Origin of the sequence: Maridesulfovibrio zosterae DSM 11974 (assembly GCF_000425265.1) — a bacterium.
Lineage (GTDB): Bacteria > Desulfobacterota > Desulfovibrionia > Desulfovibrionales > Desulfovibrionaceae > Maridesulfovibrio > Maridesulfovibrio zosterae.
Genome location: NZ_KE384342.1, coordinates 437,014 through 450,640, shown reverse-complemented (window position 1 = coordinate 450,640; position 13,627 = coordinate 437,014). Strand labels below are relative to the sequence as shown.

The following is a 13,627-nucleotide window of genomic DNA, read 5'->3' as shown; positions in this document are numbered from 1 at the left end:
AAAGGTTATCCGGAGCTACAAACTGTGCCGAATTTGTTTGAAATTTAACTAAATTTGCAAGGCGCGCTTCATAGCAACGCTTCCTGTGCGGGCGATTTCCTTGATTCCAAAGCGGGACAGCAGATTGATAATGGCTTCAATCTTGCCATTATCGCCAGTAATCTCAATTGAGAGTTCATCCACGCTCACATCAACAACTTTGCAGCGGAAGATATCAACAATACGAAGAATTTCCGCACGTTTTGCATCTTCAGCGTTAACTTTGAGAATGGCCATTTCTCTTTCAACGGATTTATGTTCCGTAAGATCAACAACCTTAATCACAGTCACGAGCTTTCTGAGCTGCTTTACGATCTGCTCAATTATCTGCTCTTCGCCGATAGTGCTGATGGTCATGTGGGATACGCCCTCTTCCAAAGTGGGAGCAACATTAAGGGATTCAATATTGAATCCGCGCCCGCTGAAAAGTCCTACTACTCTGGAAAGAACTCCGGGCTCGTTTTCCACTGTAACGGATAAAGTATGTCTCATTTATGACATCCTCCTAAACGAGTAGCATATCGGTTAACGAAGCACCGGCAGGGACCATGGGGTACACATTCTCTTCCGGATCAACACGGACATCGACAATAACAGGTTTATTCAGAGCAAAAGCCTCTTTTAATACCGGTTCGACATCCTTCTCTTCGGTAACACGAAAACCCGCAGCACCGTATGCTTCTGCAAGCTTAACAAAGTCAGGCTGAGCATCCATACATGTTTCGCAGTAATTTCGGTTGTAAAAAAGTTCCTGCCACTGGCGGACCATTCCGAGATATCCGTTATTTAAAATAACAATTTTTACGGGAAGGTTGTTACAGACAGCAGTCATCATTTCCTGAATATTCATCTGAATTGATCCGTCTCCGGCAATATTAACAACGAGCTTGTCAGGGAAAGCCATCTGTGCACCAATCGCCGCGGGAAAACCATAGCCCATAGTGCCTAATCCACCAGATGAAAGAAATGATTTGGAACGTTTAAACTTGTAAAATTGAGCAGCCCACATCTGATTCTGACCGACTTCGGTAGCAATAATTGCGTCCCCGTTGCTGATTTCATAAACCTTTTCAACAACAAATTGAGGCTTAATAAATTTGCTACCTTTTTTATAACGCAGGGGATGAATTTCAGACCATTCCTGAACCTGCCGAACCCACACGGCATGAGAAACTTCCCAGTCAATTGACTTTGACTTAAGCTCCATTTCACTCTTTAAAGCTGACAGTGCGCTCTTACAATCTGCAACAAGCGGAACATGTACAGCTACATTCTTTTGAATTGAAGTGGGGTCAATATCGATATGAACAAGAGTGGCTTTAGGGGCAAATGTACTGACTTTTCCAGTAACACGGTCATCGAACCTCGCCCCGATTGCCAAGACGAGGTCCGCATTATTGATAGCCATGTTTGCGGCATAGGTTCCATGCATTCCCAGCATTCCCAGCCAAAGCGGGTCATTGCCAGGAAAGGCGCCCAGCCCCATGAGAGTTGCAGTCACCGGAATGTTCAGACTCTTAGCGAGCCATGTCAATTCATCCTCAGCTCCAGAGCTGATAACCCCTCCGCCAGCATAAATCAAGGGCCTTTCAGCCTTTTCGATTAATTTAGCGACTTTTTTTATCTGACGCGTATGCGGTTTCAGATTCGGGTTATAGCTTCGTAGCGACACATCTTCGGGCCATACGAACTCGAATTTCTGCTGCATAATATCTTTAGGCAAATCGACCAAAACCGGACCGGGTCTGCCTGTGCGGGCTAGATAAAATGCCTGCCGGACGGTAAAAGCCAGATCTTTTATATCTTTGACCAGATAGTTATGCTTTGTACAAGGTCTTGTGATCCCAACTATATCAACTTCCTGAAAAGCATCATTTCCAATTAACGGAGTTGGGACCTGTCCGGTAAATATAACCACCGGAATCGAGTCCATATATGCAGTCGCAATACCTGTTACAGTATTTGTTGCTCCCGGCCCTGAGGTCACGAGACAGACTCCTACATCGCCAGTAGCGCGAGCATAGCCGTCTGCGGCATGGATTGCCCCTTGTTCGTGCCTTACCAAAATGTGCTTAAACGGATAATTGGGCAGCTCGTCGTAAATATCGATTACAGCTCCTCCAGGGAACCCGAAAACGACGTCTACACCCTCCTTTTTCAGACATTCAAGAAATATCTGAGCTCCGGTGAGCTCCATGGCAAATCTCCCTTCTATTTATGCTTGTCGAGCAAAGATTGCAACTTTGTCTTACCAGCGAGTTTCTTTTTTTTCAGCGCCTTAACTTCCTGAATTTCTGTTTCGCTCAAGAAAGATTTAGCTTCCAACTTATCAATGAGTTTCTTGTATTCGTTGTGCTGGGTCCATAGAGCACTGATGTCACTGTCCTGTCCAACTAGATTCTCGATCAGATCAATTTCTCTCTGTTCCATTTGAAACTCCTTTGAAAGGGTTGCAATTCATGCATTTGACGGAATAATACCAGCCCAATGCGGTTCAACATCGGATTCAACCAGTAAAACCTTTTTACGGTTGGTTTGTCCTGATGCAATGGAAATATTGCGATTTTTAAGGCCCAGACGGGCTGCAATAAATTTGGCAAGAGCCTTATTAGCTTTGTTATCTACAGCGGGTGCGTTTATTTTAACCCGTACACTGTCCTGATACTCACCGATAATACACACATTTTTAGCACCGGGCTGTACCCATACGGAAACCTTCCACGATTGGCTTCCGCATTGCCTTATGTAAGATGGGAGTTCAGTTATAACTTCGTTCACTTGGCTTTTTTGAAGAATTTAAGTTTTGATTCGATGGCTTCAACCTTCTCAAGCTCGGGATCCCCGATCTCAAGGGTTTTGAGATGAGATTCAAGCAATGCCTTAAGCTCCACTTCAAATCTCGTCCTTTGCCTTTTCAACTCATTTATATCTTCATGGATTTGCGCCAGACGGTTATGAGCCTGCTGTAAAATAACTTCAGCTCTAGAATGAGCCTCATTAATAATAACCTCAGCTTCTCTTCTGGCTGCGGCTTTGAGATCGTCAACCATTTTTTGGGTAGTCATCAAGGTGTCCCGCAGAGTTTCTTCACGCTGACGGAACTCGGTGATGGTATTCTCGCGACGACCGACCTTTTTCAAAAGCTGCTTTTTTTCATCGGCAGTAGAGCCTAGAACGTCAGCAAGCTCAATCATCAGCTGGTCAACTTCGCTTTTTGAATACCCGAATAATGATTTGGAGAATTTTTTATTGAGTAAGTCAATCTTTGAAAGACTCATACCCACCTCCGAGTGTTACATTCCATAAGCCAATCTAGTCAGATTTCCCACCAAAATAATGTCAATCATCTGAATCACCAACAATACAACAATGGGAGAAAGATCAAAACCGCTGATATTTACAAAGGGAAGATACTGTCTAACCTTGGCAAAGACAGGTTCTGTTACACCGCGTAGAAAACGAACAATGGGATTGTACGGATCTGGGTTAACCCAGGTAAGCAGGGCAGAAATAATTACAACCCACATATAGAGATTTAGTACAAGCGAAAGGACCTTCGCAACGGCAAGAATAACATAATCCATCTTAAATACTCCTAACGGATTAGACCGGAAGATCGTGCTCCCGATCTTGAGTATAAATTGTCACAGCAGGACCCAAGAATCAACTCTTTTTAGCCATTTTGCGACAATTGTGTTTTATTTAATAACGAAAACCAATTTTGAATTACTAAAATACGCATAATTAACTTAATTTGCGAGACATATTTACTAAAGAATACAGGCACCCCAGTCCGGCGAACTACGAACAGCTACAATCAGCCCAGACATCATTCTTAGCTTTCTCAAGCAAGTTTGAAAGAACCCAATAATCATTAATATGCAATCTGGCATTTAAATTTGGGTTACGATAAGCCCAGAATTCAACACCGGCCTGTTCCGCGCAACTCTCATCAACCCAAGTATCACCGATATAAACGACTTCTTCTGGCTTCATAGACCACTTGCTCAAAATATAATGAACACCCTCAGGATGTGGCTTAGAATTGGGCAACATTCCATAGGTTACAGCAGGAGAAAAAAAGTTTTCAATTCCAAACCGCTGCAAAATAGCAGGAAGTGAGTCCCCTCGGTTAGTATTTATAGCTGCACGGATTTTATTGGTTCTGAGCCATTCCAGCACTCTGGTCAAACCATTCTCAACTTCAATTAAATCAGCTGCTTTAATAAGATCAGGATTCTCGCGGATACTTAGTGCCTCATCATGAACATCAGCAGGCAAAATATGCTTTAAAGCTTCTTCATTAGTATGTGCATGTACAAATTTTTCTTCATCTGCAGTCATAGGTTCCAAGTCATAATTAGATTTAAACCAATTATAATACCACTTATTTGCTTCAAATGAATTAATAAGAACTCCATCACAATCAAAAATGATACCTTTAATATTTTTCAATACATTAGGAGGAGTTATATCGCTGAGATATACAGCTTCCATTTCTTAAATCCCCTTTAAATTTTCAGTTTGTGTCGGAGCAAAAACGATAGTAAATTCACGATCCAACCACGGCCTTTCTTCAGGCAGACTGGAGAGTCCCAGAAGTTTCCAGACTTTTTCACTAAGAGCCATAGCCTTTTCAGTAAGCAGCCCTTCTTTCTCATAAAAATCAAATTCACGATCACGCCAAAATGATACAGCTTCAATATCAGCGGTAACAAGCACTGAACTTTCAGGCAAAAGAATTGAGAACCCTTCAAGAACCTTTTGCCACGGCAAAAATAAATTTCCAACGCCCATGCCAGGAGCGTGAGAGATTAAACCGCCGAGAGCCATCGCACTACGCCCATCTTCGTCTTCATCGAGTCCGAGACTCTCACCAAAACCGGACCATTTATCACTCAAGGTCTTTTCTAAACCTACCAGCTCAAGATGTTTTTCCTCATAGGCATAAACAAGAGCCAGAACAACTTGATTCTGAATTCTTGCCGCTTCATTATCTTCCTCCTCTACTTCAGGAGAAAGACGGGCATTAAGTTCAGCCTGAATGGCTGATGTTGTTTCACCAAAATAATCTTTGTCATTGGACGGAGGCTTTGCAATAACTTTAAACATTTCACCTAGGCTTTCACCATAGCTGATAAAATCATCGACCATACGGCGACATATCTTGGGTTCTACCGGAAGATCTTCAGGACGAAAAAAAGAGATACCGCCACTTTCTTCGCGGTCAATACCCGGATCAAAAATAGCGGCTCCGTCGACTTTTTGAGAAATAAGCTCTTCGTGTAATTGAGGAAAATATATCAACATGATCAGGCTCCATTGATTCTATCTATTAAATAAGACTATACATTTCAGCAAGACAACACATCAGAATATGCATAAAATAAATTTATTCTAGGGCTTAAATCGACTGCAAACACCTTCACATTCAGGTATTTCATAAAGACATACTTCATTATAAACGGCAGAGCAAAAGGGAAATTCAGCTTCATTATCCAAAACTATCTTTCGGCACAGAACTTCAGATTTCAAGAGTTCTTCCATTCTTTGTTCCCAAAGAACAGAAAATGCATGTTCATCCAGTTTAAAATTTTCAGCCTGATGCAAAAGTTTATCATACTCATCTTCAAGCCCTTTTAGGACATTACACCGCCAATTAATATTATAACCAGGGTTAAGCTCCTCTTCATAAAAGCACTTTCCGTTCTGATAAAACCGACATGTTCGACCAGGCATTTTTGTAATTTTTGCCAAAAAGATCCCCTTGGGCAACTCCTATACTATAATCACTCAGCCCACATGATGTTAGTGGATGAATTATGTACGCAAATGAAGTTTGTAAAGGTTAAAAATTTAAATTTTTCGTGCCGTTCTGAGTTTAGAAGACATTCTTGACCTAATAGCCCTGCGTGTGTAAAAGTTCACTACCGTCTAGCATTGGAGGAATAAAATGTTCGGTTTAGGAATCACAGAAATTCTTTTGATTTTAGGGATTATTATATTGATCTTCGGAGCTAAAAAATTACCCGAAGTAGGAAGCGGACTGGGCCGTGCAATTCAAAATTTCAAAAAAGCAAGCAGTGAGTCTGAAGAGATTGACGTAACTCCGTCAAAAGATAAAGACAAAAACGCTTAATCAGCTCTCAAAGTTTTCAATTAACGAAGACTTTATACAAAACCTCAGTCTAAAAAAATTGACTGGGGTTTTTATTTTGCCTCAATCTCGTTGAACATGGCCATACCTTTTCTTAGATATATGGCTCCAGAAATAAGTGTAAAAAAGGCTGTAAGAAACTCAGCTTTTGCTTGTATAAAATAAAGATTAACCCCAAAAGCAAGACGGCAAAGAACCATAAAAACAACTAAAAGTTGCAAAGCTGTGGTAAACTTGCTGCTCCAGAGCGGAGATATTTTTTTCTCTACGTTCGCACCATAAAACTTAAGCAGGCTAAGCCCCCCAACAATGATCATATCACGGGAAATAACCAAAACGGTAAGCCAATTGGAGATGTAGCCTTGAGCGGAAAGACAGAGAAAAGAAGTAATCAGCAAAATTTTGTCTGCAAGAGGATCTATCATTGAGCCGAATTCAGATCGTTGATCAAGAACCCGGGCCAGAAAACCATCCAAAGCATCAGAAAAACCCGCAATTATAAATAAGATCAAAGCTACAAAAAAATTCTGATCGAGATATGCAATTACAAATCCCGGTGTCAATAATACCCTAAAAAGAGTTATCAGATTAGGTAAGGTCCAGATTTTATTACTAGGCACAGCACCTTCTTTTGCTACTCGCCAGTAAGACCTTCAATGCTGAAAGTCAGCCCTCTTGGAGGGAGGTAGTCATTAAGATAACTTCTGAGTACCCACTGGTCTGACACTTCCAGAGACCAACTTGCAGAAACCACCGTTGGTTTCATTTCCACATCAAGAAGCTTAACTTCCTGGGCTGCAGAATCCCAAGTCTTAAGCTTACGTCCAAACTCAAGAACACCTTCAGGATTAAACCAGCCGCTTACTACAAGTACAGCTTTGGGATTCATAACTTCTCCGGCAGTCTGTTTCCCGTAATACTTTTCCCACAGATTGCGCCAGACAATTTCCATACTAGGCCCTGAATCACTCCATGAACCGGAAACGGACTTCAACTCACCACGCCAGCGTTTTCTGCTAACATGCTGCACCGAAAAAGTTACTATATTCTCATTTTCCGACCCTACTGTCGCATTCTGAAGAGCATAAAGATTCATGAGGCTTAAAATTTCTGCATCCTGCTTAACCTGCTGATCTTTATTTAGAGGATATTTACCATTTGAAATATTGATCATAGTTTCAACCGTGCTGTCTTCGGCTGCAAATAATCCCATCTTTCTCAGTACGTCTCGAAGCGACTTACGATTGATATTAACGTCGATACTTACGGAAATACCTTCTTTATCCTGCTTTACATCCATATCTTTATAACCGGAAATATATTCCTCATAATGCTTTCCAAAGGCAACCTTAAGAGCTTCGGTTCTTTCAGGTGAAAGTGATCCTGGAATCATGCGTATAGATTCAGAAAGCAAAGCCTGAGCAAAAGCCTCTGAAACAGCTTCATCACGCAAAGTCCGTACTGCAACTTTCTGCTCAGGATCAGCTGTCTTAAAAATTTGAACCTTTACTGCGTAGGCTGGAACTGCTGAACCAGCAATCATAACTGCAAGAATAACCAAAAGAAACTTCTTTATATCGATATAGAAAGTCAACTTGTAACTCCAGTCCGTGTTAGTTTATTGCTGATCCGAAACGACTTTTTTTTCACCCAGAGAGTCTTCCAAAATTTCATTTTCAGCTCCAGCCTTTAAAGCATCATCAGGAGCCACCTGTTCCTGCATTCCAGCATTTATCAATGGGCTGTCGACCAATACAACAACAGCACACTTTTCACTTACGGATTTACGCTTTAAAACGCCCCGCATTTTTGAACCGTCAACCAAAGACAAAATAAGATTACTCTTATTGCTTCCTTGTGTATTTACAGGCTTAACTATCAAGGGGAAATTACCAACCCGTGAACGAACGGCTTCAGTTGAAATATCGGTCACATAGGAAACCATGCCGTATTTTAAAGTCGAATCTCTGCTAACAGCAAATGGGCCGTATACACCAACGCCTTTACCATCATAAATAATTGGTAACAAAACGGGACTAATTTCAAGGCCTCTAGCATCAATGATTACTCCGCTACTTATAGCAGCCTTATCCTCATACACTTCTATATTTTCAGTTCCAGCAACGTCCGAACTGTCACTGTGCTTGCCGGAAATAGTCGGTGGAATGCCTGAAAGAAAAGGAATCGTAGGCGGAATAATTATAGATGAAAGACCATCATGAAGATTAAGTGAGGCCGTTACTTCTACTGCTCCAGAATCAACTAACGCAGTTGCAAGCAAAGAATTCTGAACAAATCCACGTAAAGAGTTCATGGTTTTAAGGTCATCTTTAAAATTGGAAGCAACACTTACGTCGTCAGTGAGTCGGAGTGAAAGCACGCTGTCAAGCAACATCTTACGGGACTCTACACCGCCCTGCCTTACGGCCAGAGCTCGTGTGCGTACGGGATCAAGAGAATCCTGCATGGGAAGAACTTCAGAAGTTGCTGCAACTAAACCATTTCCCCAATTAACCTTGCTGCCACCTTCTGTAGTTACAAGTCCACCAAAACCATTGCCACTATTTATATCCATGGATTCGGCAAAAGCTACGCTGGAAAATACCAACACGATAAACAGCGCACAAATTGTGAATAATCTCATTTTTTAATTCCAGAATGATAATTTGCAGTTAATCTTGCTGAAAAATCTTTATCCTTCCCAGCCACAATCCGCAAGCCATTGCTCAGTAAAGTTTACAGCCTGCTCATACTCTTCAGGGGCAAACCACTTAATATCTTTCTCACGTTTGAACCAGGTAAGCTGCCTTTTAGCATAAGCTCTGGTATTTTTAGCCCACAGCAGCCTTGCTTCTTCCAAACTAATTTCACCTTTAATATAATTGAGCAATTCAACACAGCCGATCCCTGTCCAACCCGGAGCATTTTCGTCAGGACAGTTTGCCCAAGCCTTGCGAGCTTCTTCAACGGCACCGGATTCAAGCATTGTATTAATCCTCAAATTAAGAAGCGGAGTCAATTCATCAAGTTCAACCTTAATCCCTATTTTTAAAAAATTATAAGGAGAAGGAGGAACTTCCCGACTATGCCACCATGTGAAATTCTTACCTGTAGCTTCATAAACCTCTAATGCCCGGGCATTACGCTGGCGATTGTTTGGATGAGTCCGCTTGCAATACTCCGGGTCAACTTCTTCAAGTTCAGCATAGAGAGCCGGACCGCCTTCCTCTTCCGCTCTTTTCCTTATCCGCTCCCTGATTTCATCTGGAATATCAGGAATCGGAGCAAGACCGGATGTCAGGCTTTGCAGATACATGCCAGTCCCTCCCACCAAAACAGGAAGTTCACTCAAGGCTGTTTCTTCAATCTTATTCTTCGCAAGAGCAACAAAACCGGCAGCATTCAAAACTTCCGTTGCCGACAGAAAACCATACAATTCATGTGGACAGACTGCTCTTTCTTCATCACTGGGCTGTGCAGTTATTACCGGAAAATCAGCATAAACCTGCCGGGAATCAAAATTAATTACCCGGATAGAAAAACGTTTAGCCATTCCAAGAGAAGTAGCTGTTTTACCTGCACCGGTTGGACCGAGTATGCATACAATAGGTCTGCGCTGATTCATTCTATTTTCCAGAAGAAGTAAGCCTTTCAATCACTTCGTCATAGATCTGACGCGGAACCAGCCCCTTAATATCTCCACCATTAACAGCAACATCTTTAATAATGGTTGAGCTTAAATACATCCATTTGTAATCTGTCATCAAAAAGACTGTCTGTATTTCGTTATCAAGACGCCTATTCATCAAAGCCATCTGGAATTCGTATTCAAAATCAGAAACCGCCCGTAAACCACGCATGATAACATTGGCAGGACTCTTCTCAACATAGTGGACCAAAAGCCCACTAAAAGACTCTACTTCAACCTGTGGATGATGCTCAAAAATACGTTTAGCCATATCAACACGCTCTTCCAGAGAAAATTTACAATTCTTGGAAGTACTTCCTGCAACAGCAACAATTACTTTATTAAAAGTCTTGATGCCACGCATGACTAACGAAAAATGACCACGGGTAAACGGGTCAAAAGTTCCTGGAAAAACTGCTGTAACCGGCTTTACTTCTGCCATAATAATATCCTTGTTTGACCATAAAGTTTGTTCACCAGTAAATCGAGACTGTCCACATGCTCTGAAACAGGTGGTACGACCTTGTCTTCGACTTCTGCCAATACAAATCCGTCTTCAGAAAGCCACCCCTTTTCAAGAACCTCATCAAGAGCCCGGGGCAACAAATCATATCCATACGGAGGGTCAATAAAAATCAGATCAAATGGTTTATCAGGGGTTTTAGACAGAACATTAAATAAATCTGCTTTAAACACCTTATATTCCTTAGATGAAACTCCAAGTTCTTTTAAATTATCACCAATTAGTGAAGCGGCACGTCCATTTTTCTCTACGAAAAGAGCATAGTCCGCCCCTCTACTGATAGCCTCAATTGCTAAGGACCCACTTCCGGCAAACATGTCCGCCACACGCAGTCCATCCCAATCAACACCGCGTGATTCCAACATTGAAAAGATAGCCTGTCGTACTTTAGATGTAGCCGGACGGTATCCGGGACCACTGGCGGTTTTTATAACTCTGCCGCCGAATTTCCCGCTTATTAGTCTCATTATTTATAATTCCGAAATTAATTCTATAACCTGTCTATTGATATCAAGCAGCTTATCACGCAGTTCGGTCTGGTTAATGAAAGACTGTTCTTTAACTTTATCAAGCCGATCTCTGAATTCCACGAACAAGTGTTCTGAATCCTTAAGGAGATAATCCCAGTCAACCTTCTGCTGAACAATTTTCCTTTGTGTTACCGGCTGTATCTCACCGCCGGGAACAAGCATAAGCTCTTCACGATAGTCTGCAATATGAACCTTATATCCAAGTTTCTGTTTAATTAGTGCTGAAAGGACTTTTTGTCCTTTAGGCTCGCCGTGGGTCAATATGACTTTCATGGCCGGACTGTCAAAGTTTTTTAACCACTCAATCATTTCATCTTGTCCGGCATGCCCTGAAAAGCCATTAATGGTGAAAATTTTAGCTTCAACTTTAAGTTTTTCACCAAAAATTGTAATATTGTCAGCACCATTAACAATTCTGCGTCCAGGAGAGCCAACCCCCTGATATCCCACAAAAACTATACTGGCATTCTTTTTCCATATATTATGGCGCAGATGATGCTTAATTCGGCCGGCGTTAGCCATACCGCTTGCAGAAATAATAACCGCCGGGCCATCAGTATTATTGATTGCCTGTGAAGACTCTGTATCAAGGGTAAATTTTAAACTGGGTAACGAAAGAGGATCATCTCCATTATGAAGCATCTCTTTGGCTTCCAAATCAAAGAATTCGGGATGATTTCTGAAAACCTCAGTAGCTCTAATGGCAAGAGGACTGTCCAGATAGACCGGCATATCTTTAGGCAACCGACCATCTTCATAAAGCAAACGCAAAGAATAGATTAGCTGCTGAGAACGCTCGACAGCAAAAGCTGGAATAACTACTTTTCCGCCCTGCGAATAGCTCCATTTAATAGCCTCTGCAAGTTCAGCAAGACTGTTGCTGGCATCCTTATGATTACGGTCCCCGTATGTTGACTCCATCAACAGGTAGTCAGCCTTCTCAATAATACTTGGATTGCGCACAATAAGCTGATCTTTATGTCCAAGATCTCCAGAAAACACAACCTTAGTGGTTTCTCCGCCTTCTTTAACCCAGAGTTCAATAAATGCAGACCCTAAAATATGCCCGGCATCACGAAAACTAACTGTAATTCCTTCAGCTGGTTCGAATGTTGCTCCATACTGCACAGTGCGCATCATAGGTACCGTTGCCGCAGCGTCCTCCTGCTCATAAATAGGATTAATTGGCGCAAGTCCCTTACGAAGACGCTTCCTGTTAGCCCACTCTGTCTCCATTTCCTGAATAAAAGCACTATCAAGAAGCATAATATCAAGCAAATCACGGGTTGGTTGAGTCATGTAAATGGGGCCACTGAACCCATGTCTAACTGCTGCTGGCAGCAGCCCTGTATGATCAATATGAGCATGAGTGATCAAGATAAAATCTAATTCCTTGGGCCGGTAATCACTTATTGCGCGGTTACGTTTTTCAATTTCAGCATTACCCTGATGCAATCCACAGTCTACTGCAAACCTGACTTTGTCAGTTTCAATAATATAGCATGAACCTGTAACAGTTTTAGCCGCACCCATAAAAGTAATTTTCATTTACCCTCCAATTTTTTTCAACGGAGCCCCTGAAAAGGGTACATATTTATCGTATGCGCCTTTTCAGGCTATCATTATCATTAATTTTTTGATAGTTCTAATGCACTGTTACATGCATCAATAATGAATTTCAGGCAACACCGTCAGACTACGAAATCTATATAAAATATTATCGTTTTCAATCGAACCAACTCTTCTGGAGGTTTTCACAATGCAGCAGCATAACCAAAAGCTAGCGTACATTTATGGTCTATCTGCAGTTCTGATCTGGTCAACAGTTGCATCAGCATTCAAGATTGCCCTCTCCTACATGGAACCACTGCATTTACTGTTTTACGCTGTTCTTTTCTCAACTTTATCCTTATTCGTCATTCTAGCCGTACAAAAAAAAATCAGCTTAATAACTCAGATGAGCCCAAAAGAGCTTTTTAAAAACAGCATGCTAGGATTACTTAATCCATTTTTCTACTATATAGTATTATTTAAAGCCTACGCTCTTCTCCCTGCACAGGAAGCACAGGCCATTAACTACACGTGGGCCATTACGTTATCTCTGCTGTCAATCCCTTTGCTGAAACAAAAAATGACCGCCCGGGAACTGCTGGCTATTTTAACCAGCTATCTTGGAGTTGTTGTAATATCCACACATGGCGATCTACTTCATATAGAGTTCAGCAGCGGATACGGTGTTTTTTTAGCTTTATTGAGCACCATAATCTGGGCGTTATACTGGATCTTAAATACAAAAAGCGACACAGATCCACTCATCGGACTTTTCCTAAATTTCTGTCTGGGAATACCATTAGTTACAATTGCCATGCTAATATTCTCAGGACCTCCTCCAATAGAGTTAACTGCCATCCTGTCCGCGGCCTATGTCGGATTATTTGAAATGGGCATAACCTTTGCGCTTTGGCTTAAGGCACTAAAACTCACAGAAAAAGCTTCACGTGTCAGCAATCTGATATTCCTGTCACCGTTTCTTTCTTTAATCCTGATCCACTTCATCCTTGGTGAAAAAATACTTCCATCCACGCTAGCAGGACTGATCTTCATTATTGCCGGAAATATTATTCAACAGATTAGAAAAAAGGTATAAATATAAAAACGATAAGATTAAAAATAGAAGGACAGAAACAAGC

The 13,627-nt window shown here is 41.6% G+C and carries 18 protein-coding genes; 2 read left to right on the top strand and 16 right to left on the bottom strand.

Annotated features, from left to right (window positions below):
* Positions 1-48 precede the first annotated feature (48 nt).
* The 9 genes from ilvN to H589_RS0113555 form a co-directional block, all read right to left on the bottom strand.
* A complete protein-coding gene (gene ilvN, locus H589_RS0113595; RefSeq protein WP_027722534.1) occupies positions 49-531 on the bottom strand; it encodes an acetolactate synthase small subunit in 483 nt (160 codons plus the stop codon).
* A 13-nt stretch (positions 532-544) separates the two neighbouring features.
* Entirely contained in the window at positions 545-2,236 is a 1,692-nt protein-coding gene (gene ilvB / locus H589_RS0113590) for a biosynthetic-type acetolactate synthase large subunit (RefSeq protein ID WP_027722533.1), read from the bottom strand.
* Between the two features lie 14 nt (positions 2,237-2,250).
* A complete protein-coding gene (locus H589_RS0113585; protein WP_027722532.1) occupies positions 2,251-2,469 on the bottom strand; it encodes a DUF465 domain-containing protein in 219 nt (72 codons plus the stop codon).
* 27 nt (positions 2,470-2,496) lie between these two features.
* Complete coding sequence (locus H589_RS0113580) at positions 2,497-2,817, bottom strand: DUF167 domain-containing protein (protein ID WP_027722531.1); 321 nt, start codon at positions 2,815-2,817, stop codon at positions 2,497-2,499.
* Entirely contained in the window at positions 2,814-3,317 is a 504-nt protein-coding gene (locus H589_RS0113575) for a DivIVA domain-containing protein (protein ID WP_027722530.1), read from the bottom strand. The genes H589_RS0113580 and H589_RS0113575 overlap by 4 nt, the downstream gene beginning before the upstream one ends.
* Positions 3,318-3,332: 15 nt before the next feature.
* Complete coding sequence (locus H589_RS0113570; RefSeq protein ID WP_027722529.1) at positions 3,333-3,623, bottom strand: YggT family protein; 291 nt, start codon at positions 3,621-3,623, stop codon at positions 3,333-3,335.
* 217 nt (positions 3,624-3,840) lie between these two features.
* Positions 3,841-4,536, bottom strand: a complete 696-nt coding sequence (locus tag H589_RS0113565; protein WP_027722528.1) for an HAD family hydrolase — start codon at positions 4,534-4,536, stop codon at positions 3,841-3,843.
* 3 nt (positions 4,537-4,539) lie between these two features.
* Positions 4,540-5,349 (bottom strand): hypothetical protein, encoded by an 810-nt coding sequence (locus H589_RS0113560; RefSeq protein WP_027722527.1) that lies wholly within the window; start codon positions 5,347-5,349, stop codon positions 4,540-4,542.
* An 87-nt stretch (positions 5,350-5,436) separates the two neighbouring features.
* Positions 5,437-5,796 (bottom strand): hypothetical protein, encoded by a 360-nt coding sequence (locus H589_RS0113555; protein ID WP_027722526.1) that lies wholly within the window; start codon positions 5,794-5,796, stop codon positions 5,437-5,439.
* Positions 5,797-5,992: 196 nt separating this feature from the next.
* Between H589_RS0113555 and H589_RS0113550 the strand changes: the two genes are divergently transcribed.
* Positions 5,993-6,178, top strand: a complete 186-nt coding sequence (locus H589_RS0113550; RefSeq protein WP_027722525.1) for a twin-arginine translocase TatA/TatE family subunit — start codon at positions 5,993-5,995, stop codon at positions 6,176-6,178.
* Positions 6,179-6,249: 71 nt separating this feature from the next.
* Here the strand turns inward: H589_RS0113550 and pgsA are convergent, their stop codons facing one another.
* Genes pgsA through H589_RS0113515 form a run of 7 tightly spaced genes read right to left on the bottom strand, consistent with a single transcriptional unit; the run spans position 6,250 to position 12,485 of the window.
* Positions 6,250-6,816, bottom strand: a complete 567-nt coding sequence (gene pgsA, locus H589_RS0113545; protein ID WP_027722524.1) for a CDP-diacylglycerol--glycerol-3-phosphate 3-phosphatidyltransferase — start codon at positions 6,814-6,816, stop codon at positions 6,250-6,252.
* A gap of 14 nt (positions 6,817-6,830) precedes the next feature.
* Positions 6,831-7,790 (bottom strand): hypothetical protein, encoded by a 960-nt coding sequence (locus H589_RS0113540; protein WP_027722523.1) that lies wholly within the window; start codon positions 7,788-7,790, stop codon positions 6,831-6,833.
* Positions 7,791-7,814: 24 nt separating this feature from the next.
* Positions 7,815-8,840 carry a hypothetical protein gene (locus H589_RS0113535; protein WP_027722522.1) on the bottom strand — a complete coding sequence of 342 codons (1,026 nt, stop codon included), beginning with the start codon at positions 8,838-8,840 and terminating at the stop codon, positions 7,815-7,817.
* A gap of 48 nt (positions 8,841-8,888) precedes the next feature.
* Positions 8,889-9,821: a tRNA (adenosine(37)-N6)-dimethylallyltransferase MiaA gene (miaA, locus tag H589_RS0113530; RefSeq protein WP_027722521.1), complete on the bottom strand. Its 933-nt coding sequence runs from the start codon at positions 9,819-9,821 to the stop codon at positions 8,889-8,891.
* 1 nt (position 9,822) lies between these two features.
* Positions 9,823-10,326, bottom strand: coding sequence for a pantetheine-phosphate adenylyltransferase (gene coaD / locus H589_RS0113525; RefSeq protein ID WP_027722520.1), 504 nt, complete (start codon positions 10,324-10,326; stop codon positions 9,823-9,825).
* Complete coding sequence (gene rsmD / locus H589_RS0113520; protein WP_027722519.1) at positions 10,314-10,874, bottom strand: 16S rRNA (guanine(966)-N(2))-methyltransferase RsmD; 561 nt, start codon at positions 10,872-10,874, stop codon at positions 10,314-10,316. The genes coaD and rsmD overlap by 13 nt, the downstream gene beginning before the upstream one ends.
* A gap of 3 nt (positions 10,875-10,877) precedes the next feature.
* Positions 10,878-12,485 carry an MBL fold metallo-hydrolase RNA specificity domain-containing protein gene (locus H589_RS0113515; protein ID WP_027722518.1) on the bottom strand — a complete coding sequence of 536 codons (1,608 nt, stop codon included), beginning with the start codon at positions 12,483-12,485 and terminating at the stop codon, positions 10,878-10,880.
* A 211-nt stretch (positions 12,486-12,696) separates the two neighbouring features.
* Between H589_RS0113515 and H589_RS0113510 the strand changes: the two genes are divergently transcribed.
* Positions 12,697-13,584: a DMT family transporter gene (locus H589_RS0113510; protein ID WP_027722517.1), complete on the top strand. Its 888-nt coding sequence runs from the start codon at positions 12,697-12,699 to the stop codon at positions 13,582-13,584.
* Positions 13,585-13,627 lie beyond the last annotated feature (43 nt).

Bases quoted from the DNA above. Each gene is read 5' to 3' on its own strand.
- rsmD (WP_027722519.1), bottom strand. From the start codon at position 10,874: ATGAGACTAATAAGCGGGAAATTCGGCGGCAGAGTTATAAAAACCGCC.
- H589_RS0113535 (WP_027722522.1), bottom strand. From the start codon at position 8,840: ATGAGATTATTCACAATTTGTGCGCTGTTTATCGTGTTGGTATTTTCC.
- miaA (WP_027722521.1), bottom strand. From the start codon at position 9,821: ATGAATCAGCGCAGACCTATTGTATGCATACTCGGTCCAACCGGTGCA.
- H589_RS0113565 (WP_027722528.1), bottom strand. From the start codon at position 4,536: ATGGAAGCTGTATATCTCAGCGATATAACTCCTCCTAATGTATTGAAA.
- H589_RS0113585 (WP_027722532.1), bottom strand. From the start codon at position 2,469: ATGGAACAGAGAGAAATTGATCTGATCGAGAATCTAGTTGGACAGGAC.
- ilvB (WP_027722533.1), bottom strand. From the start codon at position 2,236: ATGGAGCTCACCGGAGCTCAGATATTTCTTGAATGTCTGAAAAAGGAG.
- H589_RS0113575 (WP_027722530.1), bottom strand. From the start codon at position 3,317: ATGAGTCTTTCAAAGATTGACTTACTCAATAAAAAATTCTCCAAATCA.
- H589_RS0113560 (WP_027722527.1), bottom strand. From the start codon at position 5,349: ATGTTGATATATTTTCCTCAATTACACGAAGAGCTTATTTCTCAAAAA.
- coaD (WP_027722520.1), bottom strand. From the start codon at position 10,326: ATGGCAGAAGTAAAGCCGGTTACAGCAGTTTTTCCAGGAACTTTTGAC.
- H589_RS0113515 (WP_027722518.1), bottom strand. From the start codon at position 12,485: ATGAAAATTACTTTTATGGGTGCGGCTAAAACTGTTACAGGTTCATGC.
- H589_RS0113570 (WP_027722529.1), bottom strand. From the start codon at position 3,623: ATGGATTATGTTATTCTTGCCGTTGCGAAGGTCCTTTCGCTTGTACTA.
- H589_RS0113510 (WP_027722517.1), top strand. From the start codon at position 12,697: ATGCAGCAGCATAACCAAAAGCTAGCGTACATTTATGGTCTATCTGCA.
- ilvN (WP_027722534.1), bottom strand. From the start codon at position 531: ATGAGACATACTTTATCCGTTACAGTGGAAAACGAGCCCGGAGTTCTT.
- H589_RS0113550 (WP_027722525.1), top strand. From the start codon at position 5,993: ATGTTCGGTTTAGGAATCACAGAAATTCTTTTGATTTTAGGGATTATT.